Source organism: Sulfurimonas hongkongensis, assembly GCF_000445475.1.
Taxonomy (GTDB): Bacteria; Campylobacterota; Campylobacteria; order Campylobacterales; family Sulfurimonadaceae; genus Sulfurimonas; species Sulfurimonas hongkongensis.
The window spans coordinates 167,608-193,127 of the sequence record NZ_AUPZ01000002.1 but is presented as its reverse complement, the minus strand read 5'-3'; the positions used below and the strand labels follow the sequence as shown (position 1 = coordinate 193,127).

The following is a 25,520-nucleotide window of genomic DNA, read 5'->3' as shown; positions in this document are numbered from 1 at the left end:
GACCCAAAGAGCTAGCTAAAGGATTTCAGTAATTTAAAAACATAGAATATTTATAGTATAATCTTGCTATGTTAATTGAGCAGGAGAGTGTTTTGTTAGACAAAAAGAAGTTAAAAAAAGAGCAGATAATACAGTGCGCACTAGAGTTATTTGCCTCAAGAGGATTTTACAGTACTACTATACCTGATATTGCTAAATCTCTTAAGATGAGCGTTGGTAACATGTATAACTATTTTAAATCTAAAGATATATTAGCGAGTGAAATCATAAAGTACATCTCTATATATTTAGGAGAAAAACTAAAAGAGATAAATGAAGAGGATATATCTACTAAAGAAAAAACAAGAAAAATAGTAGAGATGTATTTTAAAACTGCCTCGCTAAAACCTGAGATGATAGACTATTTTTTAAGGATATACCTATCTAATCGTGAAGTTTTTAAAGATAGTTGTGAGGGCATGCTCTGTGTAAATGAGTTTGTTACAGAGATTATGATCTACTTTGAAGAGGGTGTTAAGTGTGGAGATTTAAGAGAACAAGACTTCTTTAGTGCTTTTGGACTTTTTATGGGTTATTTGGGTGGTATGGTTTTTTTAAAAGGCGAAAATATTTTGCCAAAAGATTTAAATGACTATGTAGAGGACATAACATTTAATATATACAAAGCCCTCAGCGCTGAGTAGATTATGAAAAAAAAGATGAGAATTTTATGGCTTAGTGCCATCTCTTGCAATGGTAATACTCACTCATTTTTAAACTATCCATATATGGAAACATTCTTAGATGACTTTGAATTTATTTATCATCCAGTTATAGATTCTAAGTATCTGCTACAAGATATAGTCTCAAAACTTATTTCATGTGATATCCTGCTTATAGAGGGTGCGATATCAAGGGAGTTTAAAAGAGCGGATGTATCGATTGTAGATATAATTGAAAAATACTCTAAGATAGTGCAAAAAATAGTTACCGTTGGTACATGCGCAACTTTTGGGGGTATTTTTAGAGAGAGTGGTTATAAAAACACTTCAGGACTACATTTTGACCAAGAAAAGCAGATAGAAAACTTTAAATATTTGTTAGATAAAACGATTTCAATATCGGGTTGTCCTATTCATCCAGAAGTTTTGGTAAATACTCTCTATGCTATTAAAAAGAGCACTACATTAAGGCTTGATGGCTTTTTAAGACCAAAAGCATTTTATGCTTATACTGTTCATAATGGTTGTACAAGAAACGAATATTTTGAGTATAAAGTAGATAATCACAAATTTGGAGAGCTTGAGGGATGTATGTATTATGAGCATGGCTGTCAAGCGCCTTTTACACATGGGAGTTGCAATAAGATACTTTGGAATGAGGTAAATTCAAAAACTAGAGCAGGGCTTCCTTGTATGGGTTGTACTGAACCTAGCTTTCCAAGGCAAAACCTCTTTAGTACGAAAAAAAATATGTCCATTCCTGAGAACCTGCCTGTTGGTGTTAGCAAAAGAGCTTATCTTACTCTTGCTGGAATCACAAAAGCGTTTAAAATTGACAGATTAGAGAAGAAGTTGTTTGATGATTAAATTGATAGAAAAAATAGAGGGCGAAGCAAAGCTCAACTTTAATTTTAAAGATGACAAGATTGATTTTGTGGATGTTGAGTTTATGTCAACAAGAAATATTGAAAATATCTTAAGAGACAAAAGAGCTTTTGACGCACTTGTGATAAATCCAAGGGTCTGTGGCATCTGTGGTCATGCACATCTTATAGCTACAGTTGAGGCACTAGAGAGTTGCTATAACAATCTACAGCTCTCAAATAAAGCAAAAGCCATAAGAGAGCTAACTCTTAATTTTGAGCTTATTCAAAACCATTTTAAGTGGTTTTATCTAACAATGTTGCCTTTTTTTGGGCATAAACAACAGATATTAAAAGCAACATATCCGACGCAACTTATGGGCAAAGCTATAGCAGCTTTAGGTGGACAATATCCTCATACTTCTTATGCAGTTGTTGGTGGAGTAGTTTGTGAAATCACTCAAATGGACATTATAAAAATAGAGAGTTATATAACTCAAACACTTAAGTTTGTAGAGGATAACTTGGTAAAAGTAGATAGTAAAACACTCTTAGCATGTAAAGATGCAGATGCACTTTTAGATTTTTCTGGAGATTTACCAGAAATATTAATAGAGATAAAAAAAAGAGATATGCTAAATCATGCAAAGAGTTATGATAGGTTTATAGCTTTTGGGGAAAATAGTTTTTTTAAAAAAGGCAAGTCGCTAAAGGCAAGAGTAAGTCACAGTATTTCACTAAAAGATGTAAAAGAGTCTGAAGTGCCATCATCATTTGCTAAAAATGTAAGCTATAAAGACAAGTACTATGAAGTAGGACCACTTGCCCGTGCTATGGTAAATAAAACAACTCTTGTAGTAGATGCTCATAAAAAGTATGGTGATAGTCTCTTTAGTAGAATCTTAGCAAGAGTTTTTGAGATATTAGAGCTTTTAAATCATTCAAAAAAACTGATAGATAAGATAGATTTGGATGAGCCTTCATATATTGAGCCAGAGTTTGACATCTCAAAACTTACCTCCAGTGGTTACTCTGCTGTTGAGGCAGCACGCGGAACTCTGATTCATAAAGTTGAGTTGGAAGAGGGTATTATAAAAAATTATGAGATTATTACTCCAACACAGTGGAATTTAAGTGGTGGAACAAGAGAAAAACCAGGAGTTTCGCAAAAAGCAATGGTTGGACTAAGTGATATAAAAACTGCAGAACTTGTTTTTAAATCATTTGACGTTTGTTCGGTCTGCACTACACATTAATAATTTAAAATTATACAATCTACACTAAATTTGACTTTATTATATAAATAATAGTTATATACATCTTTTTAATTTTAGATTAAGTTTTTTTTGTATACTATTACTGAATGAGTATTCATTCTTAGGATAATATTAAATTATGGGGAGCATGTTATGGAGAGTAATAGTTTGTTTAACAAGTTGTCTTCTAGATTAGAAGAGTTGTCAAATCTACCAAAACTAGATGAGGAAGTTTCAATCTCAAAATTGGTTGAAGAGAAAGGTTTTTCAAGAAGAGAGTTTATGACTTGGGCAGGAGCCATGACATCAATGCTGATGTTGCCTGCTAGTTTTACTCCTCTTGTTGCAAAGGCAGCAGAGTTAGCTGATAGGCTTCCCTTAGTTTGGTTACATATGGCAGAGTGTACAGGATGTAGTGAATCTTTGCTTAGAACTGCTACACCGAGTATAGATAGTCTGATATTTGATTATATTTCACTTGAGTATCATGAGACACTTATGGCAGCAGCTGGTTGGCAGGCTGAGGAAAATCTCGAACATGCTATTGAAAAATATAAGGGTAGATATATCTTAATGGTCGAAGGTGGTATCCCCCATGGGCAGAGTGATTACTTTTTAACAATCGGTGCTCATGGTAAAACAGGAGAGCAGAGTGCAAAAGATGCATCTCAAAATGCTGCTGCGATTTTTGCTATTGGTACATGTTCATCCTTTGGTGGCGTCCAAGCTGCAGCTCCAAATCCTACAAATGCAACAGCACTTAGTAATGTAACAAACAGACCAGTTATAAATGTTCCAGGTTGTCCTCCTAGTGAGAGCAATATTGTAGGAACGCTATTTCACTTTATTTTATATGGAACTCTTCCAGCACTTGATGTTTACAACAGACCAAAATGGGCTTATGGACTTAGAATCCATGATGCTTGTGAGAGGAGAGGTAGATTTGATGCAGGTGAGTTTGTAGAAGAGTTTGGTGATGAGGGCGCAAAAAATGGTTTTTGTCTTTATAAAGTAGGATGTAAAGGACCTTATACCTTTAACAACTGCTCAAAACAAAAATTTAATCAAGGTACATCTTGGCCAATTCAAGCAGGACATGGCTGTATGGGATGCAGTGAACCTGATTTTTGGGATAAAATGGGAATAGTTCATGAACCACTAGGTGATAGACTCTATCATACAACCTTTGGAGGACTCGGTGCTGATGCAACAGCGGATAAGATAGGTGTTGGAATTTTAACTGTAACTGCAATTGGAATAGCGGCGCATGCCGCCATATCATTAGTTAAAAAACCTAAAGAATAGAGGAGTATAGATATGTCAAAAAGAGTAATAGTAGACCCGATAACAAGAATAGAGGGACATTTAAGAGCTGAAGTAATAGTAGGAGATGATGGGGTTGTTCAAGATGCTTTTGTATCGTCAACTCTATGGAGAGGTTTAGAGGTTATAGCCAAAGGAAGAGACCCCAGAAATATACCACTAATGATGCAGAGAATCTGTGGTGTTTGTACCTACTCACACTATCTAATAAGTACTGTTGCAGTGGAGGACGCATTGGATATTAAAATACCATATAATGCAGAACTTGTAAGAACACTTATGCTTGCTGCTCTATTTATGCATGACCACGTTGTTCACTTTTATCATCTCCATGGTGTTGATTGGGTAGATATAGTCTCCGCACTATCGGCTGATGAGGCAAAAGCTAGTAAGTTAGCATTTAAATATACACCAAATCCTATAGGAACAGGTGAGAATGAGCTGAAAAAGGTGAAAGAAAAAATAGCAAAATTTGCTAAAAATCCTCAAGGACTTGGGCCTTTTGCTAATGCATATTGGGGTCATAAAACCTTTAGACTCTCTCCTGAGCAAAACCTTATAGCACTCTCTCACTATTTAAAAGCGCTTGAGGTTCAAAGAACTGTAGCACAAATGATGGCGATATTTGGAGGTAAACAACCACATCCTCAAAGTTTAGCAGTTGGTGGTGTTACCTGTGTTATGGATCTTTTAAATCCAGCTAGAATGGGAGAGTATCTTGTTAAGTTTCAAGATGTTGCTGAATTTATAAATAATGCTTATTACGCAGATATTGTAATGGCAGCCCAGATGTATAAAACAGAGCCATCAGTTATGAAACCTATGGGTGTTAAAAACTTTTTAGCTCATAGAGAGTTTATGGTAGGAAGGAATGAGTATCTTTTTGAGAGTGGCATCATTAAAAACGGAGATTTGAGTAAAGTCTTTGAAATCGATGAAGATAAAATAACAGAAGAAGCTACGCATGCTTGGTACAAAGATGAAGAACCACAGCATCCTTATGATGGGACAAACAATCCTAAATATACAGGTTTTGTAGATGGGCAAAGCGTTGGACCTGATGGTAAGATGGTAGCTTCAAAAAATATTAATGAAAAAGAGAAATATAGCTGGATAAAATCACCTAGATATGATGGCGAACCTATGGAAGTTGGACCTCTTGCTTGTATCTTAGTTGCTTATGCAAAAGGTAACAAAAGAGTAGAGAGTGTTGTAAATGGATTTTTAGAGCAGACAGGACTACCTGCTAGTGCTCTGTTTTCAACTCTAGGAAGAACAGCTGGGCGAATGCTACAAACTAAACTTATAGCTGATAACGCATTGGTTGCTTTTAATAATCTTATAGAAAACCTAAAAGTTGATCAAGAGACTTGTGCAACTTATACGATTGATAAAAACAAAGAGTATAAAGGAAGAGGTCTAGGTGATGTGCCTCGTGGAATGCTTAGTCACTGGATTAGAATTAAAAACGGAGTTGTTGAGAACTATCAAACAGTTGTTCCATCTACTTGGAATGCTGGGCCTATGGACGCTAAAGGTTCAAAAGGACCATATGAAGCTGACTTAATCGGTCTAAAGATAGAAGATTTGACACAACCAATAGAGATAATTAGAATCATCCACTCATATGATCCATGTATAGCATGTGCTGTTCATGTAATGGATACTAAAGGCAAAGTGCTAAGTGAGTATAAAGTTGATCCGCTTTATGGCGGATGTACGGTTTAAGGGGGCTATTATGCAAGGTGTTACTACATTAGAGCAAAGCTCTTTAAAAAACAGTGATGAAAAAATCCAACGTGAGCTTGAATTTACTTCTTTTTATAGATGGCATCACTGGATTAGAGTGTTAAGTATAATCATACTAACCGTAACAGGATTTTATATCTCTGTTCCTTTTATAGTGCCAGCTGTAAATGCCCAGCCGACAAATTTTTTAAATGCAGATTTAAGAGGTATACATGAAATTTTTGGATTTATTATGATATCTATGTTTATAGGAAAAACATACTACTTCTTTTTTTCTGTTAAAGATAAGGTTGAGATAAATTCTTTTAAAGATCTTTTTAGTCTTAAAAATTGGCTTAATCAGGTAGGATATTATCTCCTCTTAACAAAACATCCAAAGCTAAGTGGAGCCTATAATGTTATACAGCTAATGGCTTATGTAGTCTTTTATGTTGCAATAAGTGGTCTAATTCTAACAGGACTTATCCTCTATGTTCACAGCTTTCATGGTGGAATAGGTGCAATACTCTATGACTCAATGAGAGTTATCGAAGCTATGATTGGTGGATTAGCGGCGGTTAGAGAGCTTCATCATATACTTATGTGGGGAGTTATTATCTTTGTAGTTGGGCATGTTTATATGGTAGTCTTTAACGCTGTCTATGGCAAAGAGGGAACAGTTGACTCTATATTTAGCGGATATAGATGGAAAAGAAAACACTAATACAGAGGAATAGCTTTTGAAAATTTTAATTCTTGGTATTGGAAATATTCTGTTTGGAGATGAGGGGATTGGTCCTCATCTTGCAAATCTACTAGATGAAAAATATGAGTTTATATCTGATGAGCATACCGTAGATATCCTAGATGGTGGTACTTTAGCACAAAGATTGATTCCTATTATTACAGAGTATGAGAGTGTTTTACTTATAGACTGTGTAAAAGTAGTTGATGGAAAAGTTGGAGATGTTTATAGCTTTGATTTTAGCGATGTCCCTGAGTTTATCACATGGAATGGAAGTGCTCATGAGGTAGAGATGCTACAAACTCTCCAGATGATTGAGATGCTAGGAGATTTGCCATCTACAAAAATAGTAGGAGTAATTCCCTTTGTCATAGGTGAAAACAGTACTTTTACAATGACTGATGAAGTTTTAAAAGCTGCTAATATAATGCAGAGAGTTATTATAAAATATATAGAAGATTTTGGAATCAAAGTTGTGGTAAAAAAAAGCATAACTTTAGAAGAGGTCTCTAAATATACATATTTAAAAGGCGCTTTATGATATTGGAATTTTCATTTAACTATCTCTCATCATCTCTAATTTATGAGAAGATAATCACAAGAACTCTAAAAGAGTTTTTACTAGAATCAAAAATCATAAGAGATGGCGATAAACTCTTTTTATATGTAAAATCAGAAGATATCGATGAGCTAGAGAGTTTTGCAAATAGACTCTCAACAGAGTTGCCTCACTCTATTTTTCTACATGAGACTGATGTAAGAGTTGTTGATGAGATGCCAGAGAGTAGTTTCATTTTGCAAAAAACACCAAAGCTAGATATGGCGTTTTGTCCAAAGTGTTTAACTAAAGTTATGGACGAAGCAGATAAAAACTACTACAATATATTTCATGAGTGTGAAGTTTGTGGATACGGAGTTTCGGGTAAGATGAGAAGTTATAAAGATGACTTTGCAACCCTTGCTAAAGCTATAAGTGACGGACAGGTGGCTAGCCTAGATACATTTAATGGTAGATATTATGTTGGTAAAGTAGGAAACAAATGTAGCAATACTGATTTTGATATTGTTTGTTATGATTTAGTATCAGTTTTAAACTATACAAACGCTAGCAATAGTGAAGTAGTAGCTCTAGGAGCTATAGAGAAACCTCTTATAAGATTAAAAACAAACATGAAGTTTAAGATGGATTTTGAGGAAGTAGATAAAGAGCTTATTCGTTTTAAACTCCCTGATGATTTTGTTTTGCATCTACTCCTTGGTGAACTAAACAAGCTTGGCATCAGTATGATTTTTATAACAAAAGAGAGTATTGCTTTTGATGTGAAGTTTGATTTGATAATGCGCGAAAAAGAGCTAGAACCTATAGAGATTGTTGTAGGTGATAACCATATCGCAATTGTAAAGGGGCAAAAAGGTCTGCCATATGAAAATCTAAGCCATAAAGATGACCTTATCAAGCATGTTGGCGCTTTTTTCTCAGTTGTAAAAGAGCACTCTTTGCTTGATGGAACTGTTGCTGGGGTTAATATCTCCAAAGATTATCATAATAATATTATGGTCTATTCTAAAAAGTTTGGAGTTATTGAGTATCTCTCATTTAAATTTAACTTTGGCTCGATTAAAGAGGTGTTTGACTCTATAGTAGCTTTTGATGAAGCTGGAGCAAAACTAGTAGAGAACTTTAAAAATAAATTTCCTGAGCATTACGAAGAGATATCTAAGATAGAGTTTGATGAAGAGGAGTTTAATGTTTATAAACTTTGGGGGATTGTCTCTATAGTGCTAGGATATTCAAAAGATAAAGATTTAATGAAATCAGCTGAAATAATAGAGCAAAATGCAGCTCTTTTTTTAGGTACAAAAGGCCCAAGAATAGACTATAAACTAAAAAGACAAAATTCTAAAGTTTACTTAGAACCACTTATGACCATAAGAACTGCTATGAGTTTTAAACTAGCAGATGTAGATAGACTTACACTTTGTTATGGGGTAGTTGAGAGTTTTGTTGAGTTTATCTCCTCACAATTTGATGATATAAAAGAGGAGATGAAAACAGATGCAGTAGTTGCTACTGGAATGCTTTTAGAAAATAGACATCTCTTTAGCAAACTTAGTAAAGAGGTCTCAGTAAATCACAATCTCTACTTCAACAAAGAGTTGCCAATAGATGGTAGAAATATTTTATATGGTGCAAATGAGCTACTTTGAGAAGAGTCAGTTATAGTATAAAAGGACAGGTTCAAGGCGTTGGATTTCGCCCTTTTGTATATAAAAAAGCACTAGAATTTTCCCTTGTGGGCTTTGTCAAAAATGACACAAGTGGAGTCAAACTTGAAATGCAAGGCAGGGATGAAGATATAAAACTCTTTGAAGATTCACTCTACTCTAAGCTTCCGCCACTTGCAAGAATTGATGATGTACAAATAACAGAGATAAAGTTAGTTCAAGAAGATAAGTTCAAAATTATACAAAGTGATAAAGGGCTTAGTGGTTCAAAAACAGCGCTTATTCCCACAGATGTTGCTATATGTCATAAGTGTTTAGCAGATATAAAAAGGAGTAAAAAATTTCACAACTACTTTGGCACTAACTGCACAAACTGCGGTCCAAGATATAGCATCATAAAAACAGTCCCTTATGATAGAAAAAACACCTCAATGCAGAAGTTTGAGATGTGCAGCTCATGTGAAGATGAGTACAAAAATCCTAAGATGAGAAGGTACCACGCACAGCCAATCTCATGTAATGAGTGTGGACCTATTTTGTCTCTTTTTAGGGGCGAGACAAGAGTAGATGAAAAAGATATAATCAAAAAAGTCGCATCTCTAATAGAGAGCGCAGAGATTGTAGCCATAAAAGGCATAGGCGGATTTCATATAGTTTGTGATGCTACAAATGATGAAGTAATTAAAAAATTGAGAGAGTTTAAAAACAGACCTGCAAAACCCTTTGCAATTATGTGCAGAGACTTACAGCAGATAGAGTCACTAGCCAAAGTAAGCGAGAAAGAAGAAGAGCTTTTAGCATCTAAAGAAGCCCCGATTGTAATACTGAAAAAGCTTATAAACAGCAATAATATTTCATCTCTTGTAGCTCCAAAGATAGATAGAATCGGCTGTTTTTTGCCTTATACTGCACTTCATCATCTTCTTTTTATGCATCTTAAAAACCCCATAGTGGCAACAAGTGCAAATCTTGGAGATGAGCCTATCATTATAAGCGCTAAAGATATCTTTAAAAAGCTTCCTTTTGTTGATTTTACACTCGATTTTGATAGAGAGATAATTAGCGGAGTTGATGATAGTTTAGTCCAAGTAGTTGCTGCAAAGATGCAGACTTTAAGGCTCTCAAGAGGCTTCGCACCTAAGGTTATAAAACTTCCATTTAAGAGTGAGAAAAAAATCTTAGCAGTTGGTGCAAATGCAAAAAACTCTGTAGCTTTTGTAATTGGGGATAATATCATCTTATCTCCTCATATCGGGGACTTGGACTCTATGGAGGCATTTGGTTTTTTTGAGCGAACGCTAGAGAGTTTTAAAAGGTTTTACGATTTTGAGCCTGATATTATAGTTCATGATAAACACCCAAATTATGAGACAACAAAGTGGGCAAAAAAACAAAACTGTGAGCTTTTAGAAGTTGGACACCATTTAGCCCACATCTATGCGTGTAAGGCGGAATTTGGACTTAGTGGGGATTATCTTGGATTTAGTTTTGATGGGACTGGTTACGGTGATGATGGAACTCTTTGGGGTGGAGAGATTTTTGTAGGAGATGCTCGCAAATATAGCTTTAAAGGGATTAAGCTTTTAGGTGCAGATAAAGCGATAAAAGAACCAAGAAGAGTTGCTCTTAGTATGCTTTTTGACGAGCTAAGCTTAGAAGAGGTTTTAGAGCTAGAGTTTGATGTTGTTAAATCTTTTGTAGCATCTGAGATAAAGATGCTCCATCAGAGTTATATAAAAAATCTCAATGCACCAAAAACAAGCTCTGTAGCAAGACTCTTTGATGCTATAGCCTCATTTTCAGGACTTACGCAAAGTGTGAGTTATGAGGGTGAGAGTGGACTTTTGTGTGAGAGTCATTATGATAAAAATATAGCAAAATGCTTCGACTATACTATAGCTAACAATGTGATTGATATAAAAATAGTTGAGTATATTTTAAAGGGTAAAATGGATAAAGATGAGCTCAATTCTATGCTTATAAATACACTAGTAAAAATCATCACAGATATTTCAAAGATAGAAAAACTAGAGGTGATTTTAAGTGGCGGTGTGTTTCAAAACAAAACACTCTTAGAGCTTGTGAGTCAAGCGTTAAAGCGAGAGAAAATGAAGTATTACTCTCAGCAAAAAACCGCCATCAATGATGGTGGCATCGCCTTAGGGCAGGCTTATTATGTTTTATCGTATAATAAGAAAATATAAAATTGGACCCTCTGTATAAACTCGATTACGTTTAAGCATTAAATGACGTGACACGCGTCGTCCTGAACTTTGTTCAGGATCTAGCTTAAAAATTGTTTAGAAGACTCAATTTATATTAGATTTATTTTAAAAACATATAATATGAATACCTATTCATAACAATAAATTTGTTCATTCATATCAAGAAAAAAAATTAAGGATTTAAAAATGTGTAAAGATTGCGGTTGCTCAATTGTAGAACATAGTCACTCTCATGACCATAGTGGAGACCACCATCACGAGGGTTCTCATGAACATCAGAGCGCTCATGCTCATCTATATGATAATCCCCAGTTAAACGACCCTAAAACTATCTCTGTAATTACAAAAATTTTAGATAAAAATGATCAAGAAGCAGGACATAATAGAGAGCATTTTAACTCTCATGGTGTTCTTTGTATAAACTTGATGAGTTCTCCAGGAAGTGGAAAAACGGCTCTACTTGAGGCTTTGGTGGATGTAGGCGAGTTTAAATTTGCTGTAATTGAGGGAGACTTAGAGACAAGTAGAGATGCAGATAGATTAAAAGCAAAAGGGATAGAAGCCCATCAGATTCAAACTGGTTCAGCTTGTCATCTAGATGCATTTATGGTTCACAAAGCTCTGCATCATATGGACTTAGATAGTGTAGATGTCTGTTTTATAGAAAATGTTGGGAACCTTGTTTGTCCTGCTAGTTATGATGTTGGGAGTCATTTAAATGTAGTTCTTGTGAGCATCCCAGAGGGTGAAGATAAAATTGCAAAATATCCAGTGATGTTTCGTCAAGCAGACTTGATACTTTTTACTAAAACAGATCTACTTCCGTATTTTGAGTACGATATGCAAAAAGAAAAAGAGATGGCAAGAGCATTAAAACCAAGTGTAGACATACTTGAGGTTAGCATAAAAGATGAAGAGAGTATCAAAAAAGTGGCTTCTTGGATTAAGTTTAAAATGGGGATGAGATAATGTGCCTCTCTATTCCAAGTAAAGTTGTTAAGATAGATAAAGAAAATGAAGTAGCAACAGTTGATACTATGGGCGTACAAAGAGAGGCTTCTTTGTCGCTTATGAGCCAAGAGGATATTAAAATAGGTGACTATGTACTTTTGCATATTGGGTTTGTGATGAACAAAATCGATGAAGCCGAGGCGCTAGATAGTTTGGAAATTTACAAAGAAATCATAGATGCGATGAACGAAGAGGATCGGCAGATGGCGATTTTAGAGGCGGATGAGTGTCCAAATAGAGGAGAGTGAGATGGGGTTAGAGCTAAAAAATCTTTATGATGATTTTAGAGATGGCAACACCATAAAAGCCTATGCAAAAATCATAAAAGAAGATGCCAAAAAACTTAAAAACCAGATAAATATCATGGAAGTTTGTGGTGGACATACGCACACCATCATGAAATACGGACTTCCACAGCTCTTACCATCAAACATCAAGTTTATCCATGGTCCGGGTTGTCCTGTTTGTATCATGCCAAAAGAGCGCATAGATCACGCCTATGTTTTGAGCATGGTAGAAGATGTGATTTTAGTAACTCTAGGCGACATGATAAAAGTCCCAGGAAGCAATGGAAGCCTCCAAGATGCAAGAAGCAGAGGTTCGGATGTTCGTTTTGTCTACTCTCCCTTAGAGTGTCTAAAAATCGCAAATGAAAACCCAACTAAAAAAATCATCTTTTTTGCCATAGGATTTGAAACGACAACTCCAATGACAGCGGCTCTTCTTGATGCGGTTATAAAAAAAGATATAAAAAATATCTTTTTTCACATAAACCATGTAACAGTTCCAGAAGTAATGCGCGAGTTAATCGACTCAAGAGATGAACATGTAGATAGTTACAACAACAAAATAGACGCATTTTTAGGGCCATCTCATGTGAGCGTTATCAGCGGTAGTAAGATATATGAAGAGTTTCCAAGAGATTACAACCGCCTAGTAGTTGTCTCAGGCTTTGAACCAGTTGATGTGATGCAGGCAATTAGCATGATAGTCAAGCAGTTTATAGAGGGCAGATGCGAACTTGAGATTGAGTACAAAAGGTTAGTAACTTATGATGGAAACCTAAAAGCTCAAGAGTTAATAGAGAGATATTTTGACAAAAGAGATCTATTTAAATGGCGTGGTTTAGGCAATATTCCAAAAAGCGGACTAAAACTAAAGCCTGAGTTTAAAGAGTACGATGCAGAGATTATCTACAAAGATATTTTGCCAATAGGCGAGATAGAAGACCACAAACTATGCATCTGCGGAGACATACTAAGAGGAATGGCAAACCCACCAGAATGTACCATTTTTGGAACTGCATGTAAACCAACAAGCCCGATAGGAAGCTGTATGGTAAGCAGCGAGGGTGCTTGTGCAGCTTACTATAAGTATGGGAATTTGAGATGAACAAAACAATAAGCTTAGCTTGTGGAAACGGTGGAGAGGAAAATAATGAACTTATCTCAAAAGTTTTTTATAAAGCTTTTAAAAATGAGATACTAGAAAAAAGTGAAGATGCGGCTATTATTCATAATGGAAAACTTGCGTTTTCTACTGATAGCTTTACGGTCTCGCCTCTCTTTTTTGCAGGAGCGGACATCGGTAAACTTGCTGTTTGTGGGACTTGTAATGATTTAGCTATGATGGGTGCGAAGCCTAAATATCTTACTTGTAGTGTGATTATTGAAGAGGGTTTTGCTACAAGAGAGCTAGATAAAATCGTGCGAAGTATGAAAAAAGAGCTTGAGATTAACGGGGCTATTGTTGTGAGTGGTGACACTAAGGTTGTGCCTCGTGGGAGTGTTGATAAGATTTTTATAAACACTAGCGGAATTGGTGAAGTTATAAAAAAAGGTATCAGTTCTAACAACATAAGCAAGGATGATATCATCATAGTAAACCGTGATATTGGATGCCATGGGGCGGCTATTTTTGTGGCTCGAGAGGGGATTGAGATGACGAGTTCACTCAAGAGTGATTGTGAATCGCTTTATCCTCAAGTAAAAGCTCTTTTGGATGCAAATATAAAAATAACTGCCTTGAGAGATGCCACTAGAGGCGGTGTTAGTGCAGTTTTAAATGAGTGGGCTTCTCAGTCAAATATCTGCATTGAGGTTGAAGAGGAGAGCATTCCTGTAAGCGATGAAGTAAAAGGTATCTGTGAGATGTTAGGCTTTGAAGCTACGGCTTTAGCAAATGAGGGCACTTTTGTTCTTGCTGTAAAAAAGGAAGATGCAGACAAAGCAGTAGAGATATTAAAGGGATTTCCTAGTTGTTTAAAAGCCACGACAATTGGCAAGATAACAGATACTCATTTAAAGAAAGTTATCTTAAAGAGCAGCTGGGGAACTTCAAGATTTTTAGATACTCCAAGTGGCGAACTACTTCCTAGAATCTGTTAAAGAGATGAAAATACTACTCATCGTATCGGCTTTTAACTCTCTTACTCAACGGCTATTTTGTGAGCTTCGAGATATGAATCATACAGTATCCGTGCAGTATGCCATAAGCAGTGAGGCGATGATGCAGAGCGTTGAAGAGTTTGCACCAGATATTGTTTTTTGTCCCTATCTCAAAAAGTATCTCCCAAAAGAGATATTTTTAAAAACTCCGACTTTTATACTTCATCCAGGTATTAGAGGCGATAGAGGTCACAACTCGCTAGACCATGCCATAAGAGAGGAAAAAAAGGAGTGGGGAGTTGTGATTCTTAGAGCAAATGAAGAGCTTGACGGCGGAGATGTTTACGCAGAAGTTAGATTTTTAATGCGTGGCACCTACAAGGCTTCCATCTATAGAAACGAAGTAGCGCGTGCTGCATCAAAGGCTCTAAAAGAGTTACTTGCAAATTTAGCAGACAAAAATTTTAAGCCTACTCCACAGTTAAAATCCCAGATGCATCACTATCTCTCACAACAAGATAGAGCCATAGACTGGGAAAAAGAGACTACTAAAGAGATTATAAAAAAGATATATATGAGTGATAGTTATCCCGGTGTTAAAGATGAGTTTTTAGGCTTAGAGTGCTATCTTTTTGGTGCATGGCAAGAGGAGAGTTTAAGAGGGGAACCAAAAGAGATAATCGCAAAAAGAGATGGTGCAATTTGCGTTGGCACAGTTGATGGCGCACTCTGGATAAGCCATATGCAAGAGGTTGGCAGATTTAAACTTCCATCAACCTACGCCCTAAAAGAGAGGATAAAAGGTGTTAAGGAAATGCGAATACCTCTAATTAGTGAAGTTGGAGATATAACTTTTCATGAGATTAGTTCTAAAGTTATAGGCGATGTCGGATATCTCTACTTTAATTTTCATAATGGTGCGATGCATTCAGAGCAATGCATAAGGCTAAAATATGCGTTTGAGCATCTAAAAGAGAGCTGCAAAGTTATAGTTTTGATGGGTGGGGAGGACTTTTTTAGTAATGGTATTCATCTAAATATTTTGCAAGATTCAAAAAAGCATGGAGAAGATGGTTGGAGCAATATAAATGCTATGAATGATGTAGTAAAGTCCATTCTCTTTGCAGATGAAGTTATAACAATCGCATCTCTACATAGAAATGCAGGAGCGGGTGGAGTCTTTTTGGCACTCTCTTGCGACCATGTAGTAGCACAAGAAGGAGTTGTTTTAAATCCGCACTATAGAACTTTGGGACTTAGTGGGAGCGAATATCACACTTTCTCACTAGCAAGAAGAGTTGGCGAGGAAAAAGCAGGGGAACTTTTAAATGAGTGTCTGCCCATCAGTGCAAACAGAGCACTTAAGATAGGAGTGATAGATAAAGTTTTTGAATATAATGATTATTTCAAATCTTTAAACGAATTTGCTCAAAAACTATGCGAAGATGAAGATGTTTATAGTGATTTTTTATATGAAAAAGAGGATTATATATCCCAAAACAGCTCCCAAATTGAGCAAAAAAAAGAAGAAGAGTTAAGAGTTATGTATAGAGAGTTTTGGGAAGAAGATAGCTCTTTTCATAAACTAAGATATGATTTTGTATATAAAGTGTGTTCTCTACAAACACCAGAAAGACTTAAGAGACACAAGTGCCGAGGGAAAGTTAGCAAAGATAGCGGAATTACTTCCGATATCGTGATAAAACATTAAAATCGCACAAGTGCGATGGGCCTCCTGCCGAAGGAAACCAAGCGTTAGCGTAGATAGCGGAATTACTTCCGATATCGTGATAAAACATTAAAATCGCACAAGTGCGATGGGCCTCCTGCCGAAGGAAACCAAGCGTTAGCGTAGATAGCGGAATTACTTCCGATATCGTGATAAAATAAATAAAGGATTCACTTTATTTTATAAAATAAAATCAAGGAATACAGATGCATGAATATAGTATAGTCCAGTCTCTTTTAGATTCTTGCGAAGAGAATGCAATAAAAAACAATGCGAAAAAGGTGATTAAAGTTGTTATCAAGATAGGTGTGATGAGCGGAGTCGAACCTGAACTTTTAAGAAGTGCGTTTGAGATATTTAAAGAAAAAACACTCTGCGAAGAGGCGGAATTTGTTATAAATATTCAGCAAATTATTGTTAAATGTAATAATTGTCTAAAGGAGTCAGTTTTAGTGGGTATAGAATATTTTTGTCCTACATGCAACAGCGTTGATCTTGATATTCTTGATGGAGAGGATATGTATCTGATGCAGTTAGAGCTTGAGTAGATATAAATATGATTGGTTAATAAAATAATAGACTTTTACTTTTTTTCACATATTTCTTAAAAAAACAAATATAACTTTTATGAATAATTAAATATTTAAATTGTATCATGCAGTAAAGGTTATTTTAATTTTACTGTTTAAGGGGTGTTAAATGAGTGAGAGGAAAATTACGATAGATCCGCTGACAAGGATAGAGGGGCATCTTAAATTTGAGACAATAATTAAAGATGGGGTTGTTACAGATGCTAAGTGTTCTGCGGAGATGTATAGAGGAATCGAAAAGGCACTCATAGGTTATGATGCCAGAGTTGCACAACAAGTTACCCAAAGAGTTTGTGGTGTTTGTCCCTATGCACACGCTGAAGCAGCCTCTCTTGCCCTTGAGGATGCTATGGGAATAAAACCAAATCATAATGGACAGCTACTAAGAAATATGATTGTCGGCGCTTATCAGCTTCAAGACCATCTATTGCACTTTTATATTTTAAGCGCGTTAGATTTTATCGATATAACTGCGGTGTTGAAATATGAGGGAGACGATGATAGCATCTTAAGTGTAAAAAAATGGGTTCAAAACGAATTAAAAAGTAATAAAATATTTCCCGCAGCTCCTTTCTTACCTCGCTATGAAGCAATGTACGCAAAAGGAAATAACACCAATTTTACGGCAATCAAAAACTACTTAGAAGCTATTAGAGTTATGGCTGATTTGACAAAAGCTGTTGCAATCTTTGGAGCAAAAGCACCACATCCTGTAACACTCGAAGCTGGTGGAGTAACAACTATTCCTACTATAGGAAAACTTGCAAAGTATAGATCTTTGATAATAAGTGCCAGAAAATTTATAAAAGATAACTACCTAAACGATATTATAGCCGTAGCAAAAGAGTTTCCTGAGTATTTTAAAATAGGGGCAGGATATGGAGATTACCTCTCATTTGAATATCTGCCCGATGAAAATGGAGAAAATCATCTTTTTGTAGGTGGCTCAACAATAGATGGCAAGTATGAAGAACTTGATTTGAAAAATATCTTTGAAGACCACAAATACTCCTACTACAAATCCAAACCTGACTCTAATGTAAGACCTCTCGATTCTACAATATTAACACCTATAGATTATGAAGAGTTTAAAGAAGAACAGAAAAAAGAGGGCGGAAAATATAGTTGGTCAAGGGCGCCTCGTTACAAAGGTAAAATTATGGAAGTGGGCCCGGTTGCAAGAGTTATAAATACTTATAAAAGCGGTAAAAACAAAAAGCTAAATACTCTTGTGGATTCTATAAATAAAAAATTAGGGCTTACTTTTAAAGAGTATAATTCTGTTTTGGGAAGACATCTTTGCAGGGCTATTATGGCAGCTACTATAATTGATAAAATTTTAGAAGATACAGACAAAGTTATTCCTGATGAACTTGCATTTGTTGAGAGAGATGTTCCAAAAAATGCGGTTGGATTTGGACTTACTGAGGCAACAAGAGGAGCTTTAGCACACTGGATAGAGACGGATGAGAAAGGTCTTATAAAAAACTACGACATGATTGTACCTACTACTTGGAATATATCGCCAAAAGACGCAAGTGGAGCTCTTGGTGCTGTAGAGAAGATGCTAATGGATACGAAAATCAAAGACCCAGACAATCCTATAGAGTTGGCAAGAATAGTAAGATCTACAGATCCATGTCTTGCATGTTCGGTTCATTAAGGAGACAAAATGGCTACTTTAACAAGAAGAGATGCAATAAAGCAGATGTTAAAAGTAATAGCTGCCGTTGGAGCAGCAAACTTTTTCACACTTGAAGACCTCATGGCTATGGAAAAAGGAAAGATGATAAAGCCAAATATAATTTGGTTACATGGCTCTTCATGCTCTGGCTGTTCGACCTCATTTTTAAATATTGAAGATGTATCTGTGCTTGATATTTTAACTAAATACACAAACATTATCTACCATCCCGACATCTCTTTAGCAACTGGAAAACAAGTTACAGATATACTAAATAAAGCTTCTACAGAGCTAAAGGACAATTATCTTTTAGTAGTAGAGGGTTCTATTCCTGTTGCAATGCCTCATGCTTGTATGATGGGCGATAGACCTATTATGGATTGGATGCAACAGATGAGTGCTAGTGCTTCTGCTTGCGTTGCAGGTGGAACATGTGCTGCCTTTGGAGGAATCACTGGAATGCAAGGAATGGATGCAGGTGTTATGTCCATAGGTAAATTTACAAAACATAAAAAAATAAACAAACCTATAGTATCTTTGCCAAATTGTCCTATGAAGCCTGAGCATCTAGTTTATGTAATTTTTCATTATGCAAAATTTCAAACTATTCCAGAACTTGATGCAGAGGGAAGACCGCTTAGATTTTTCTCTCAAACTGTTCATGAGAGATGCATATACTACTCTGAATTTCAAGAGAAAAACTATGCAAAAAAAATTGGTGATGCAGGCTGTCTGCTTAAGCTTGGTTGTCAAGGCCCCGTTACAAAAAATGATTGTATGACGATAGGACACAATAACAACACAAATACATGCATAAAAGCTGGTCATCCCTGTATAGGATGCGCAAGTGAGCACTTTCCAAGGCAGATTATGCTTCACTCTTTTAAGGATAAAAGGGCTATATCAAAGTTTAGACATTTTAAGTTTAAAGGGTAAATCATGCAAAAGAGAAGATTTTTTGAAACCATCTTGTTTAAACTCTCTTTTCCTCTTGTTTTTAGCGTTGCAGCTATTTCCATTATCTCTATAACACTCAATTATTACCTTCAAAAAGAAAAACTTGAGGAGATGATAAAGGATAAAGGGTTTGCTATTTCACATAACTACACTGTCTCTTCAAAAGATTCTCTTGCGCAGGGTCAGCGTAAAACATTTCAAGCTGCAATGGATAACATAGCACTCCTAGAAGGTGTAAAAGAGACTGTTTTATATGCATCATCTGGACTCATGAATTACAAATCGAATGAGGTGACAGTCGGAAAACCATTTGTTCACACAGATGATGGTTTTTACAATCCAAACAAAAAAATTTATGAACAAACAAATGGAAGGTATCTTCGAACAGATTGGAGTGATAAACCCCTTGAAGAGTCGGCTGGATTTCATGGAAGCACCTTGATGGATAAAGAGAAAAAATGTAGCAGTTGCCACTTTGAAATAGATAGAGATTTAGAGTTTATAAATAACAGAGCCTATAAGATAGATGAAGCAGATGATACCTCTACTTTTTATGAAAAAATTATAGCTGAAAAAGGTTGTATTGCTTGCCATACAAACTGGAAAGAGGGCGATGTATCAGGCTATCTTGGAGTAAGTATCTCAAATAAAAAAATGAGAGATCAAGTTAAAGATAACATGTGGAACTTTACGCTTACACTAGTTACGATTGCATTTATAATCATAGTTATAGCCCTTATCGTCTCTTTAAAGTTTAAAAGTAAACTGCAGCTTTTACTAGATGGCGTTAAAAATTTAAACGAAAAAAATGGTTCACACATAGAGATTAAAGAAAATGATGAGATTAAAGACATAGCTCAGGAGTTTAATCGCTATATAAAAAATATGGAAGATGGCATAATCCAAGATAATAAACTTATAGCTAACCTCTCAGATGTTGCTTCAAAAACAGCCAAAGGCGATATGACAAAAAGAGTTGAAGTAGATGCGAGTAGTGAATCTCTAAATAGACTCAAAGAGATTGTCAACTCTATGCTTGATGCTATGAATACAAATATCCAAAAAGTACTAGAAGTGCTTAAGAGTTATGAAAATGATAATTTTAAGGCTACCGTAGAAATAGCAGATACACAGGGGAGAGTAAAAGAACTTTTTGAGAGTACAAACAGTTTAGGAAAAGCTCTCTCACAAGCTAGTAAACAGGAGCTCGAAGATGGGCATAGCCTTGAGAGTCAATCTTTAAAACTCTCTGAGAATATGACATTATTGACATCTTCAGCACAAGATCAAGCACAAAAACTCAAAGATACCTCAGCAATTATGGAGTCTATTACAGTTGCAATAAATGAGATTGTTAATAGAACCAATAATGTTGTAAGCCAATCCGAGGATATTAAATCATCAATAAGCGTTATTCGTGATATTGCAGATCAGACCAATCTTTTAGCACTAAATGCTGCTATTGAGGCAGCACGAGCGGGAGAACATGGTAGAGGGTTTGCTGTAGTTGCAGATGAAGTGACTAGTCTTGCTGAAAAAACACAAAAAAGTCTTAATGAAATTACTGCAACTGTGGGTATCATGACAGGTTCTATAAATGAAGTAAGTTCAACTATGCAAGAGCAGTCTCAAGCAGTCTCAAATATTAACGACACTATTGGCACGCTTGAGGAGACCACACAGAAAAATGCAGACAATGCAAAAGAGGTAAACGAGATAGTAACGCAAACTAAAGAGATGGCTGGACGATTTGTTCAAAATGCTGAGTCTAAAGAGTTCTAAAGTTGCTCAAAGAGCCTACCCTTTAACTCTTTTTACATCTATAAAGGGTATAAATATAGTGCTGTTTTACGAGTAAAGAGCAGTACTGAGGTATCTCTCTCCTGTATCACAAAGTATAGTAACTATGGTTTTTCCTCTGTTTTTCTCTCTTTGGGCTACAAGTTTTGCAGCATAAGCATTTGCCCCTGCTGAGATACCAACTAAAAGTCCATCACTCTTTGCTAAAGCTTTTGAAGAGGCAAACGCATCTTCATCGCTAACTTGGATAACTTCACTAAAGATATCGCAGTTTAATACTTTTGGAATAAAACCAGCACCGATACCCTGAATCTTGTGAGGTCCTGCTTTTCCTCCAGAAATAACAGGTGAACTTGATGGCTCAACTGCGATTATTTCTATATCTGGATTGTACTCCTTTAGAGCTTCTCCTATTCCAGTTAGTGAACCACCCGTTCCAACTGCTACAACTAAGATATCAATCTTACCATCAGTATCTCTTAGTATCTCTTTGGCAGTAGTTTTTTTATGCACAGCTGGATTTGCTGGGTTGTTGAACTGTTGAGGCATAAAGCTGTTTTTAGTCTCTTTATTTAGCTCAGCTGCTTTGTCAATCGCACCGTTCATCCCAAGTGCAGCTGGAGTTAGAACTATGTTAGCACCAAGAGCAGAAAGTAGTTGACGTCTCTCTAGGCTCATAGATTCTGGCATTGTAAGTGTGAGTTTTAAAGCTTTAGAAGCACAGACCATAGCAAGTCCAATCCCAGTGTTTCCACTTGTTGGCTCAACTATAAGAGTCTCTTTGTTTATCTTGCCATCAGCTATTGCGGCGTCAATCATAGCTAGAGCAATTCTATCTTTTACAGAGCTAGTAGGATTCATAAACTCACATTTGCCAAGTATTGTGGTGTTTGTCTCATTAGAGATACTATTTATCTTTACAAGTGGAGTATTTCCAATCAACTCAGTTACATTTTGTGCTATTTTCATGATTTATTTCCTAAATAAGATATTTTAGTATTATATTTAATTATAGCGGTTTTGTATTTACATTGTTATATTTATTAGGTAGGTGAGGGTCTATTAAGCTAAATAGATGAAATTACAAGTTATGTCTATTTTAGGCTTCTTGTATTATACTTTCAACATTAAAAGAATAGGACAAAATATGAGAATTATATTACTAGGAGCACCTGGTGCTGGAAAAGGAACACAGGCAGGATTTTTAACAAAAAAGTACAACATTCCTCAAATCTCTACTGGTGATATGCTAAGAGCAGCCATAAAAGCGGGCACACAGATGGGTAAGATGGCAAAAGCTGCAATGGATGCAGGTCAACTTGTAACTGATGATATAATCATAGGACTTGTAAAAGATCGTATAGCAGAGAGTGATTGTAAAAATGGTTACCTTCTTGATGGCTTTCCACGAACCATAGCTCAAGCAGATGCAGTTACAGATGCAGGAATTGTAATAGATGCAGTTATAGAGATCGATGTTGATGATAGTGAGATAGTAAAGAGAATGTCAGGAAGGAGAGCGCACCTTGCAAGTGGTAGAACTTATCATTTAGTTTACAATCCACCAAAAGTTGAGGGTAAAGATGATATAACTGGCGAAGATTTAGTTCAAAGAGATGATGATAAAGAAGAGGTAGTTCTTGATCGCTTAAAGGTCTATCATGAGCAAACAGAACCACTTATAGGTTACTACAAAGAGCAGGCTTCTAAAGATGAATCACTTAAGTATATAACTGTAGATGGAACAGCTGATATCAAAGATGTTGAAGCGTCTATAGTTTCACAATTAGGGTAAAATCTTTGGGCGAGCCGGAAGTAATGCTTCTAGGAATGCTAGCCAATGGCATTCTCCACGATGAGCCTCGCCCTAAAAACATCACTTCCAATTTACCTACTTTTTCAAAATAATAGTAGTTGACTTAGTAAAGTCAAAGTATTTGTTAGCAACTTCTAAAACTTCTTTTGAGGTTACTTTGTTTATATCTTCTTCGTAAGTTAAAAGTGGAGCTAAATCCCCACGGACTAAATAACTACCAAATAGATTTGCAACAGATGATGAGCTCTCTAACGAGTAGATAAAGTCTGCTTTTGTGTTGATCTTTACTTTTTCAAGTTCAGCTTTAGTTACCTTTGAGTTTTTCATAAGCTCTATTTGCTCTATCAAAATCTTCTCAACATCCTCAGCTTTTACACCTGAGTTACAAGAAGCTAAAAATATAAAAAGACCAGGGTCGATGTTTTCCATATTGTAAGCATATACTTGGTTTACAAGGTGTCTTTTATCTACTAGCTCTTTGTAGAGTCTTGAGCTTTTTCCAGAGTAGAGTATCTCAGAGATTACACTAAGTGTTACTTGATCTTTACTTTTAAAGTCTGGGATGTGAAAAGCAATAGCCAAAAGCTCAACTTCGCTCTCTTTATGGATAATGACTCTTTTTGCTCCATCTTGAGGGGGTTCTACAAACTTAAATTCAGGAATCTTAGTACCATTTTTTATATGAGCAAATTTAGCTTCTGCTTTTTTGAAAACCTCTTTTGCATCTACATCGCCTGTAACCATTAAGATAGCATTGTTTGGTTGGTAGTAAGTTTTGTGAAAATCCTTTATATCTTTTATAGTCCATGTTTGGATGTCATTCATAAAGCCTATCGGAGTCCAGTGGTATGGATGATAAACATAAGCGTTGTTAAACAAAGAGAAGTACAAGTAACCAAGAGGAGAGTTTTCAGTTCTCCAACGTCTCTCTTCAGCTACAACATCTCTCTCAGGTTGAAACTCATCATCTTTTAGATTTAGGTTTTGCATAAGTTCAGCATATAGACTAAGTGACTTTGAAAGATTATCTGTACTTGATTTTATGTAGTAGTGAGTGTAGTCAAAACTCGTAGATGCGTTGTTTACCCCGCCTATGTTCTTTACCTCTTTGTCAAACTCTCCAGCTGGAAGATTTTTTGTAGATTTGAAATTCATATGCTCTAACATGTGAGCAATGCCTGTTTTACCCATGATTTCATTTCTACTTCCAACCTTGTAAAAGATGTCAGTAGAGATTACATTTGTGGAATTTTCTAGTGGGATTACAACTACTTGTAGTCCGTTTTTAAGTGTTTTTGTCTCATAATGAGGTAGTGATGATGCCATTAATGTCCCTAAAGTTAGTAAGATTGCTAAGAATATTTTCATGTTCTGTCTGCACCTATAGCTTCTGTGATATTTGTATATCCATCAGCTTTGATAAGCTCTATAAGCCCCTTATTTATGTTCATGACCAAATCAGGTCCACTAAATATCAGTGAAGTATAGACTTGAACTAAAGATGCTCCAGCTTTTATGCGTCTGTAAGCTTCCTCTGCGGAGTCAATCCCACCAACTGAGATAAGTATAGTCTTACTATAAAGCTCTTTTGCAATAGCCTCAAATATCTCAAAACTCTTCTCTTTTAAAACCGCGCCACTTAGTCCACCGATATCTTTTGGATTTTCTACGAGTGAGTAGTCTATAGTTGTGTTTGTTGCAATTATGCCATCTGCGCCTTTTTCAACTGCCATCTTTGTAAGAGCTACCGCATCTTCTTTTGTCATATCAGGTGCTATCTTCAGAAGTATCGGCATATCTGTGAGTGCTTTTGCTTCTTTAAAAAGCTCTGTTATAAACTCTTCATTTTGCAAATCTCTAAGTCCTGGAGTGTTTGGAGATGAGATATTTATAACAAAGTAATCACCCAAGCCATTAAAAGTTTTGATAAGCTTTGTGTAGTCACTAATGGCATCTTTTTCTGCTGTAATCTTGTTTTTACCAATATTTATACCGATAGGAGTTGTAAAAGGATATACTTTTTTAAGTCTTTTTTGAATCTTTAGGGCCCCATCATTGTTAAAGCCCATAGCATTTTGTAGAGTTTTTTCTTGTATATGTCTAAACATTCTAGGCTTAGGATTTCCAGCTTGTGCAAGTGGAGTGATAGTGCCTATCTCACTAAAGCCAAATCCTAAAATTTGAATACCGCGAAGAACAGTTGCATTTTTATCAAACCCAGCCCCAAGACCAACAGGATTTAAAAACTCTCTTTTAAATAACTTTTGTCTTAAGGCGTTATCAGTTACAAAATGAGATTCTAAAAAAGAGTTAAATGGTATCTGACAAAGATTTGCAACTCTTAGTGCACTCTCAGCTAAGAGGTGGGCATTTTCTGGCTCTAGTTTAAAAAGCCAAGGTTTTATAGTTTCATAATTTATCATCTTTTTAAAGTTGCCTTTGTAAAATTTTTTCAATTATACTATTATTAGAATAACAT

Annotated in this window: 22 protein-coding genes; 19 read left to right on the top strand and 3 right to left on the bottom strand. The window is 35.8% G+C overall.

The genetic code is table 11. The annotated features are described in order from the left end of the window. Positions 1–92: 92 nt before the first annotated feature. From M947_RS13440 to M947_RS13355, 18 genes are all read left to right on the top strand, one after another. A complete protein-coding gene (locus tag M947_RS13440) occupies positions 93–683 on the top strand; it encodes a TetR/AcrR family transcriptional regulator (protein ID WP_021286548.1) in 591 nt (196 codons plus the stop codon). 3 nt (positions 684–686) lie between these two features. Next, on the top strand, positions 687–1,568 hold the full coding sequence (locus tag M947_RS13435; RefSeq protein WP_021286547.1) for an NADH-quinone oxidoreductase subunit B family protein: 882 nt from the start codon (positions 687–689) through the stop codon (positions 1,566–1,568). Further along, positions 1,561–2,820 (top strand): nickel-dependent hydrogenase large subunit, encoded by a 1,260-nt coding sequence (locus M947_RS13430; RefSeq protein WP_021286546.1) that lies wholly within the window; start codon positions 1,561–1,563, stop codon positions 2,818–2,820. The genes M947_RS13435 and M947_RS13430 overlap by 8 nt, the downstream gene beginning before the upstream one ends. 153 nt (positions 2,821–2,973) lie before the next feature. Continuing rightward, on the top strand, positions 2,974–4,125 hold the full coding sequence (locus tag M947_RS13425; protein WP_021286545.1) for a hydrogenase small subunit: 1,152 nt from the start codon (positions 2,974–2,976) through the stop codon (positions 4,123–4,125). Positions 4,126–4,137: 12 nt separating this feature from the next. Beyond that, complete coding sequence (locus tag M947_RS13420; RefSeq protein ID WP_021286544.1) at positions 4,138–5,871, top strand: nickel-dependent hydrogenase large subunit; 1,734 nt, start codon at positions 4,138–4,140, stop codon at positions 5,869–5,871. Between the two features lie 10 nt (positions 5,872–5,881). Continuing rightward, positions 5,882–6,595 carry a Ni/Fe-hydrogenase, b-type cytochrome subunit gene (cybH, locus tag M947_RS13415; RefSeq protein ID WP_021286543.1) on the top strand — a complete coding sequence of 238 codons (714 nt, stop codon included), beginning with the start codon at positions 5,882–5,884 and terminating at the stop codon, positions 6,593–6,595. Between the two features lie 16 nt (positions 6,596–6,611). Further along, positions 6,612–7,157: a HyaD/HybD family hydrogenase maturation endopeptidase gene (locus tag M947_RS13410; RefSeq protein ID WP_021286542.1), complete on the top strand. Its 546-nt coding sequence runs from the start codon at positions 6,612–6,614 to the stop codon at positions 7,155–7,157. After that, complete coding sequence (locus M947_RS13405; RefSeq protein ID WP_021286541.1) at positions 7,154–8,824, top strand: hypothetical protein; 1,671 nt, start codon at positions 7,154–7,156, stop codon at positions 8,822–8,824. Before M947_RS13410 ends, M947_RS13405 begins: the two co-directional genes overlap by 4 nt. Further along, on the top strand, positions 8,821–11,046 hold the full coding sequence (hypF, locus tag M947_RS13400) for a carbamoyltransferase HypF (RefSeq protein WP_021286540.1): 2,226 nt from the start codon (positions 8,821–8,823) through the stop codon (positions 11,044–11,046). The genes M947_RS13405 and hypF overlap by 4 nt, the downstream gene beginning before the upstream one ends. A gap of 207 nt (positions 11,047–11,253) precedes the next feature. After that, positions 11,254–12,036: a hydrogenase nickel incorporation protein HypB gene (gene hypB, locus M947_RS13395; protein WP_021286539.1), complete on the top strand. Its 783-nt coding sequence runs from the start codon at positions 11,254–11,256 to the stop codon at positions 12,034–12,036. Beyond that, positions 12,036–12,326, top strand: a complete 291-nt coding sequence (locus tag M947_RS13390; protein ID WP_021286538.1) for a HypC/HybG/HupF family hydrogenase formation chaperone — start codon at positions 12,036–12,038, stop codon at positions 12,324–12,326. Before hypB ends, M947_RS13390 begins: the two co-directional genes overlap by 1 nt. Position 12,327: 1 nt before the next feature. Further along, positions 12,328–13,470 (top strand): hydrogenase formation protein HypD, encoded by a 1,143-nt coding sequence (gene hypD, locus M947_RS13385; protein WP_021286537.1) that lies wholly within the window; start codon positions 12,328–12,330, stop codon positions 13,468–13,470. Then, entirely contained in the window at positions 13,467–14,465 is a 999-nt protein-coding gene (gene hypE, locus M947_RS13380; protein WP_021286536.1) for a hydrogenase expression/formation protein HypE, read from the top strand. Before hypD ends, hypE begins: the two co-directional genes overlap by 4 nt. Positions 14,466–14,469: 4 nt before the next feature. Next, on the top strand, positions 14,470–16,176 hold the full coding sequence (locus M947_RS13375; protein ID WP_031347787.1) for a hydrogenase maturation protein: 1,707 nt from the start codon (positions 14,470–14,472) through the stop codon (positions 16,174–16,176). 224 nt (positions 16,177–16,400) lie between these two features. Beyond that, a complete protein-coding gene (gene hypA, locus M947_RS13370; RefSeq protein ID WP_021286534.1) occupies positions 16,401–16,742 on the top strand; it encodes a hydrogenase maturation nickel metallochaperone HypA in 342 nt (113 codons plus the stop codon). A gap of 151 nt (positions 16,743–16,893) precedes the next feature. Next, positions 16,894–18,447 (top strand): nickel-dependent hydrogenase large subunit, encoded by a 1,554-nt coding sequence (locus M947_RS13365; RefSeq protein ID WP_021286533.1) that lies wholly within the window; start codon positions 16,894–16,896, stop codon positions 18,445–18,447. 9 nt (positions 18,448–18,456) lie between these two features. After that, positions 18,457–19,404, top strand: a complete 948-nt coding sequence (locus M947_RS13360) for a hydrogenase small subunit (RefSeq protein ID WP_021286532.1) — start codon at positions 18,457–18,459, stop codon at positions 19,402–19,404. Positions 19,405–19,407: 3 nt separating this feature from the next. After that, the gene (locus tag M947_RS13355; RefSeq protein ID WP_021286531.1) at positions 19,408–21,207 is read left to right on the top strand and encodes a methyl-accepting chemotaxis protein; all 1,800 of its coding nucleotides are present in this window, start codon (positions 19,408–19,410) and stop codon (positions 21,205–21,207) included. A gap of 66 nt (positions 21,208–21,273) precedes the next feature. Here the strand turns inward: M947_RS13355 and cysK are convergent, their stop codons facing one another. Beyond that, positions 21,274–22,194 (bottom strand): cysteine synthase A, encoded by a 921-nt coding sequence (gene cysK / locus M947_RS13350; RefSeq protein ID WP_021286530.1) that lies wholly within the window; start codon positions 22,192–22,194, stop codon positions 21,274–21,276. 178 nt (positions 22,195–22,372) lie between these two features. Here cysK and adk point away from each other — a divergent pair, with 178 nt between their 5' ends. Continuing rightward, positions 22,373–23,020 (top strand): adenylate kinase, encoded by a 648-nt coding sequence (gene adk, locus M947_RS13345; protein WP_021286529.1) that lies wholly within the window; start codon positions 22,373–22,375, stop codon positions 23,018–23,020. 96 nt (positions 23,021–23,116) lie between these two features. Here the strand turns inward: adk and M947_RS13340 are convergent, their stop codons facing one another. Continuing rightward, positions 23,117–24,409 carry a M16 family metallopeptidase gene (locus tag M947_RS13340; RefSeq protein ID WP_031347786.1) on the bottom strand — a complete coding sequence of 431 codons (1,293 nt, stop codon included), beginning with the start codon at positions 24,407–24,409 and terminating at the stop codon, positions 23,117–23,119. Continuing rightward, positions 24,406–25,464 carry a quinone-dependent dihydroorotate dehydrogenase gene (locus tag M947_RS13335; RefSeq protein WP_021286527.1) on the bottom strand — a complete coding sequence of 353 codons (1,059 nt, stop codon included), beginning with the start codon at positions 25,462–25,464 and terminating at the stop codon, positions 24,406–24,408. The genes M947_RS13340 and M947_RS13335 overlap by 4 nt, the downstream gene beginning before the upstream one ends. Between the last annotated feature and the right edge of the window lie 56 nt (positions 25,465–25,520).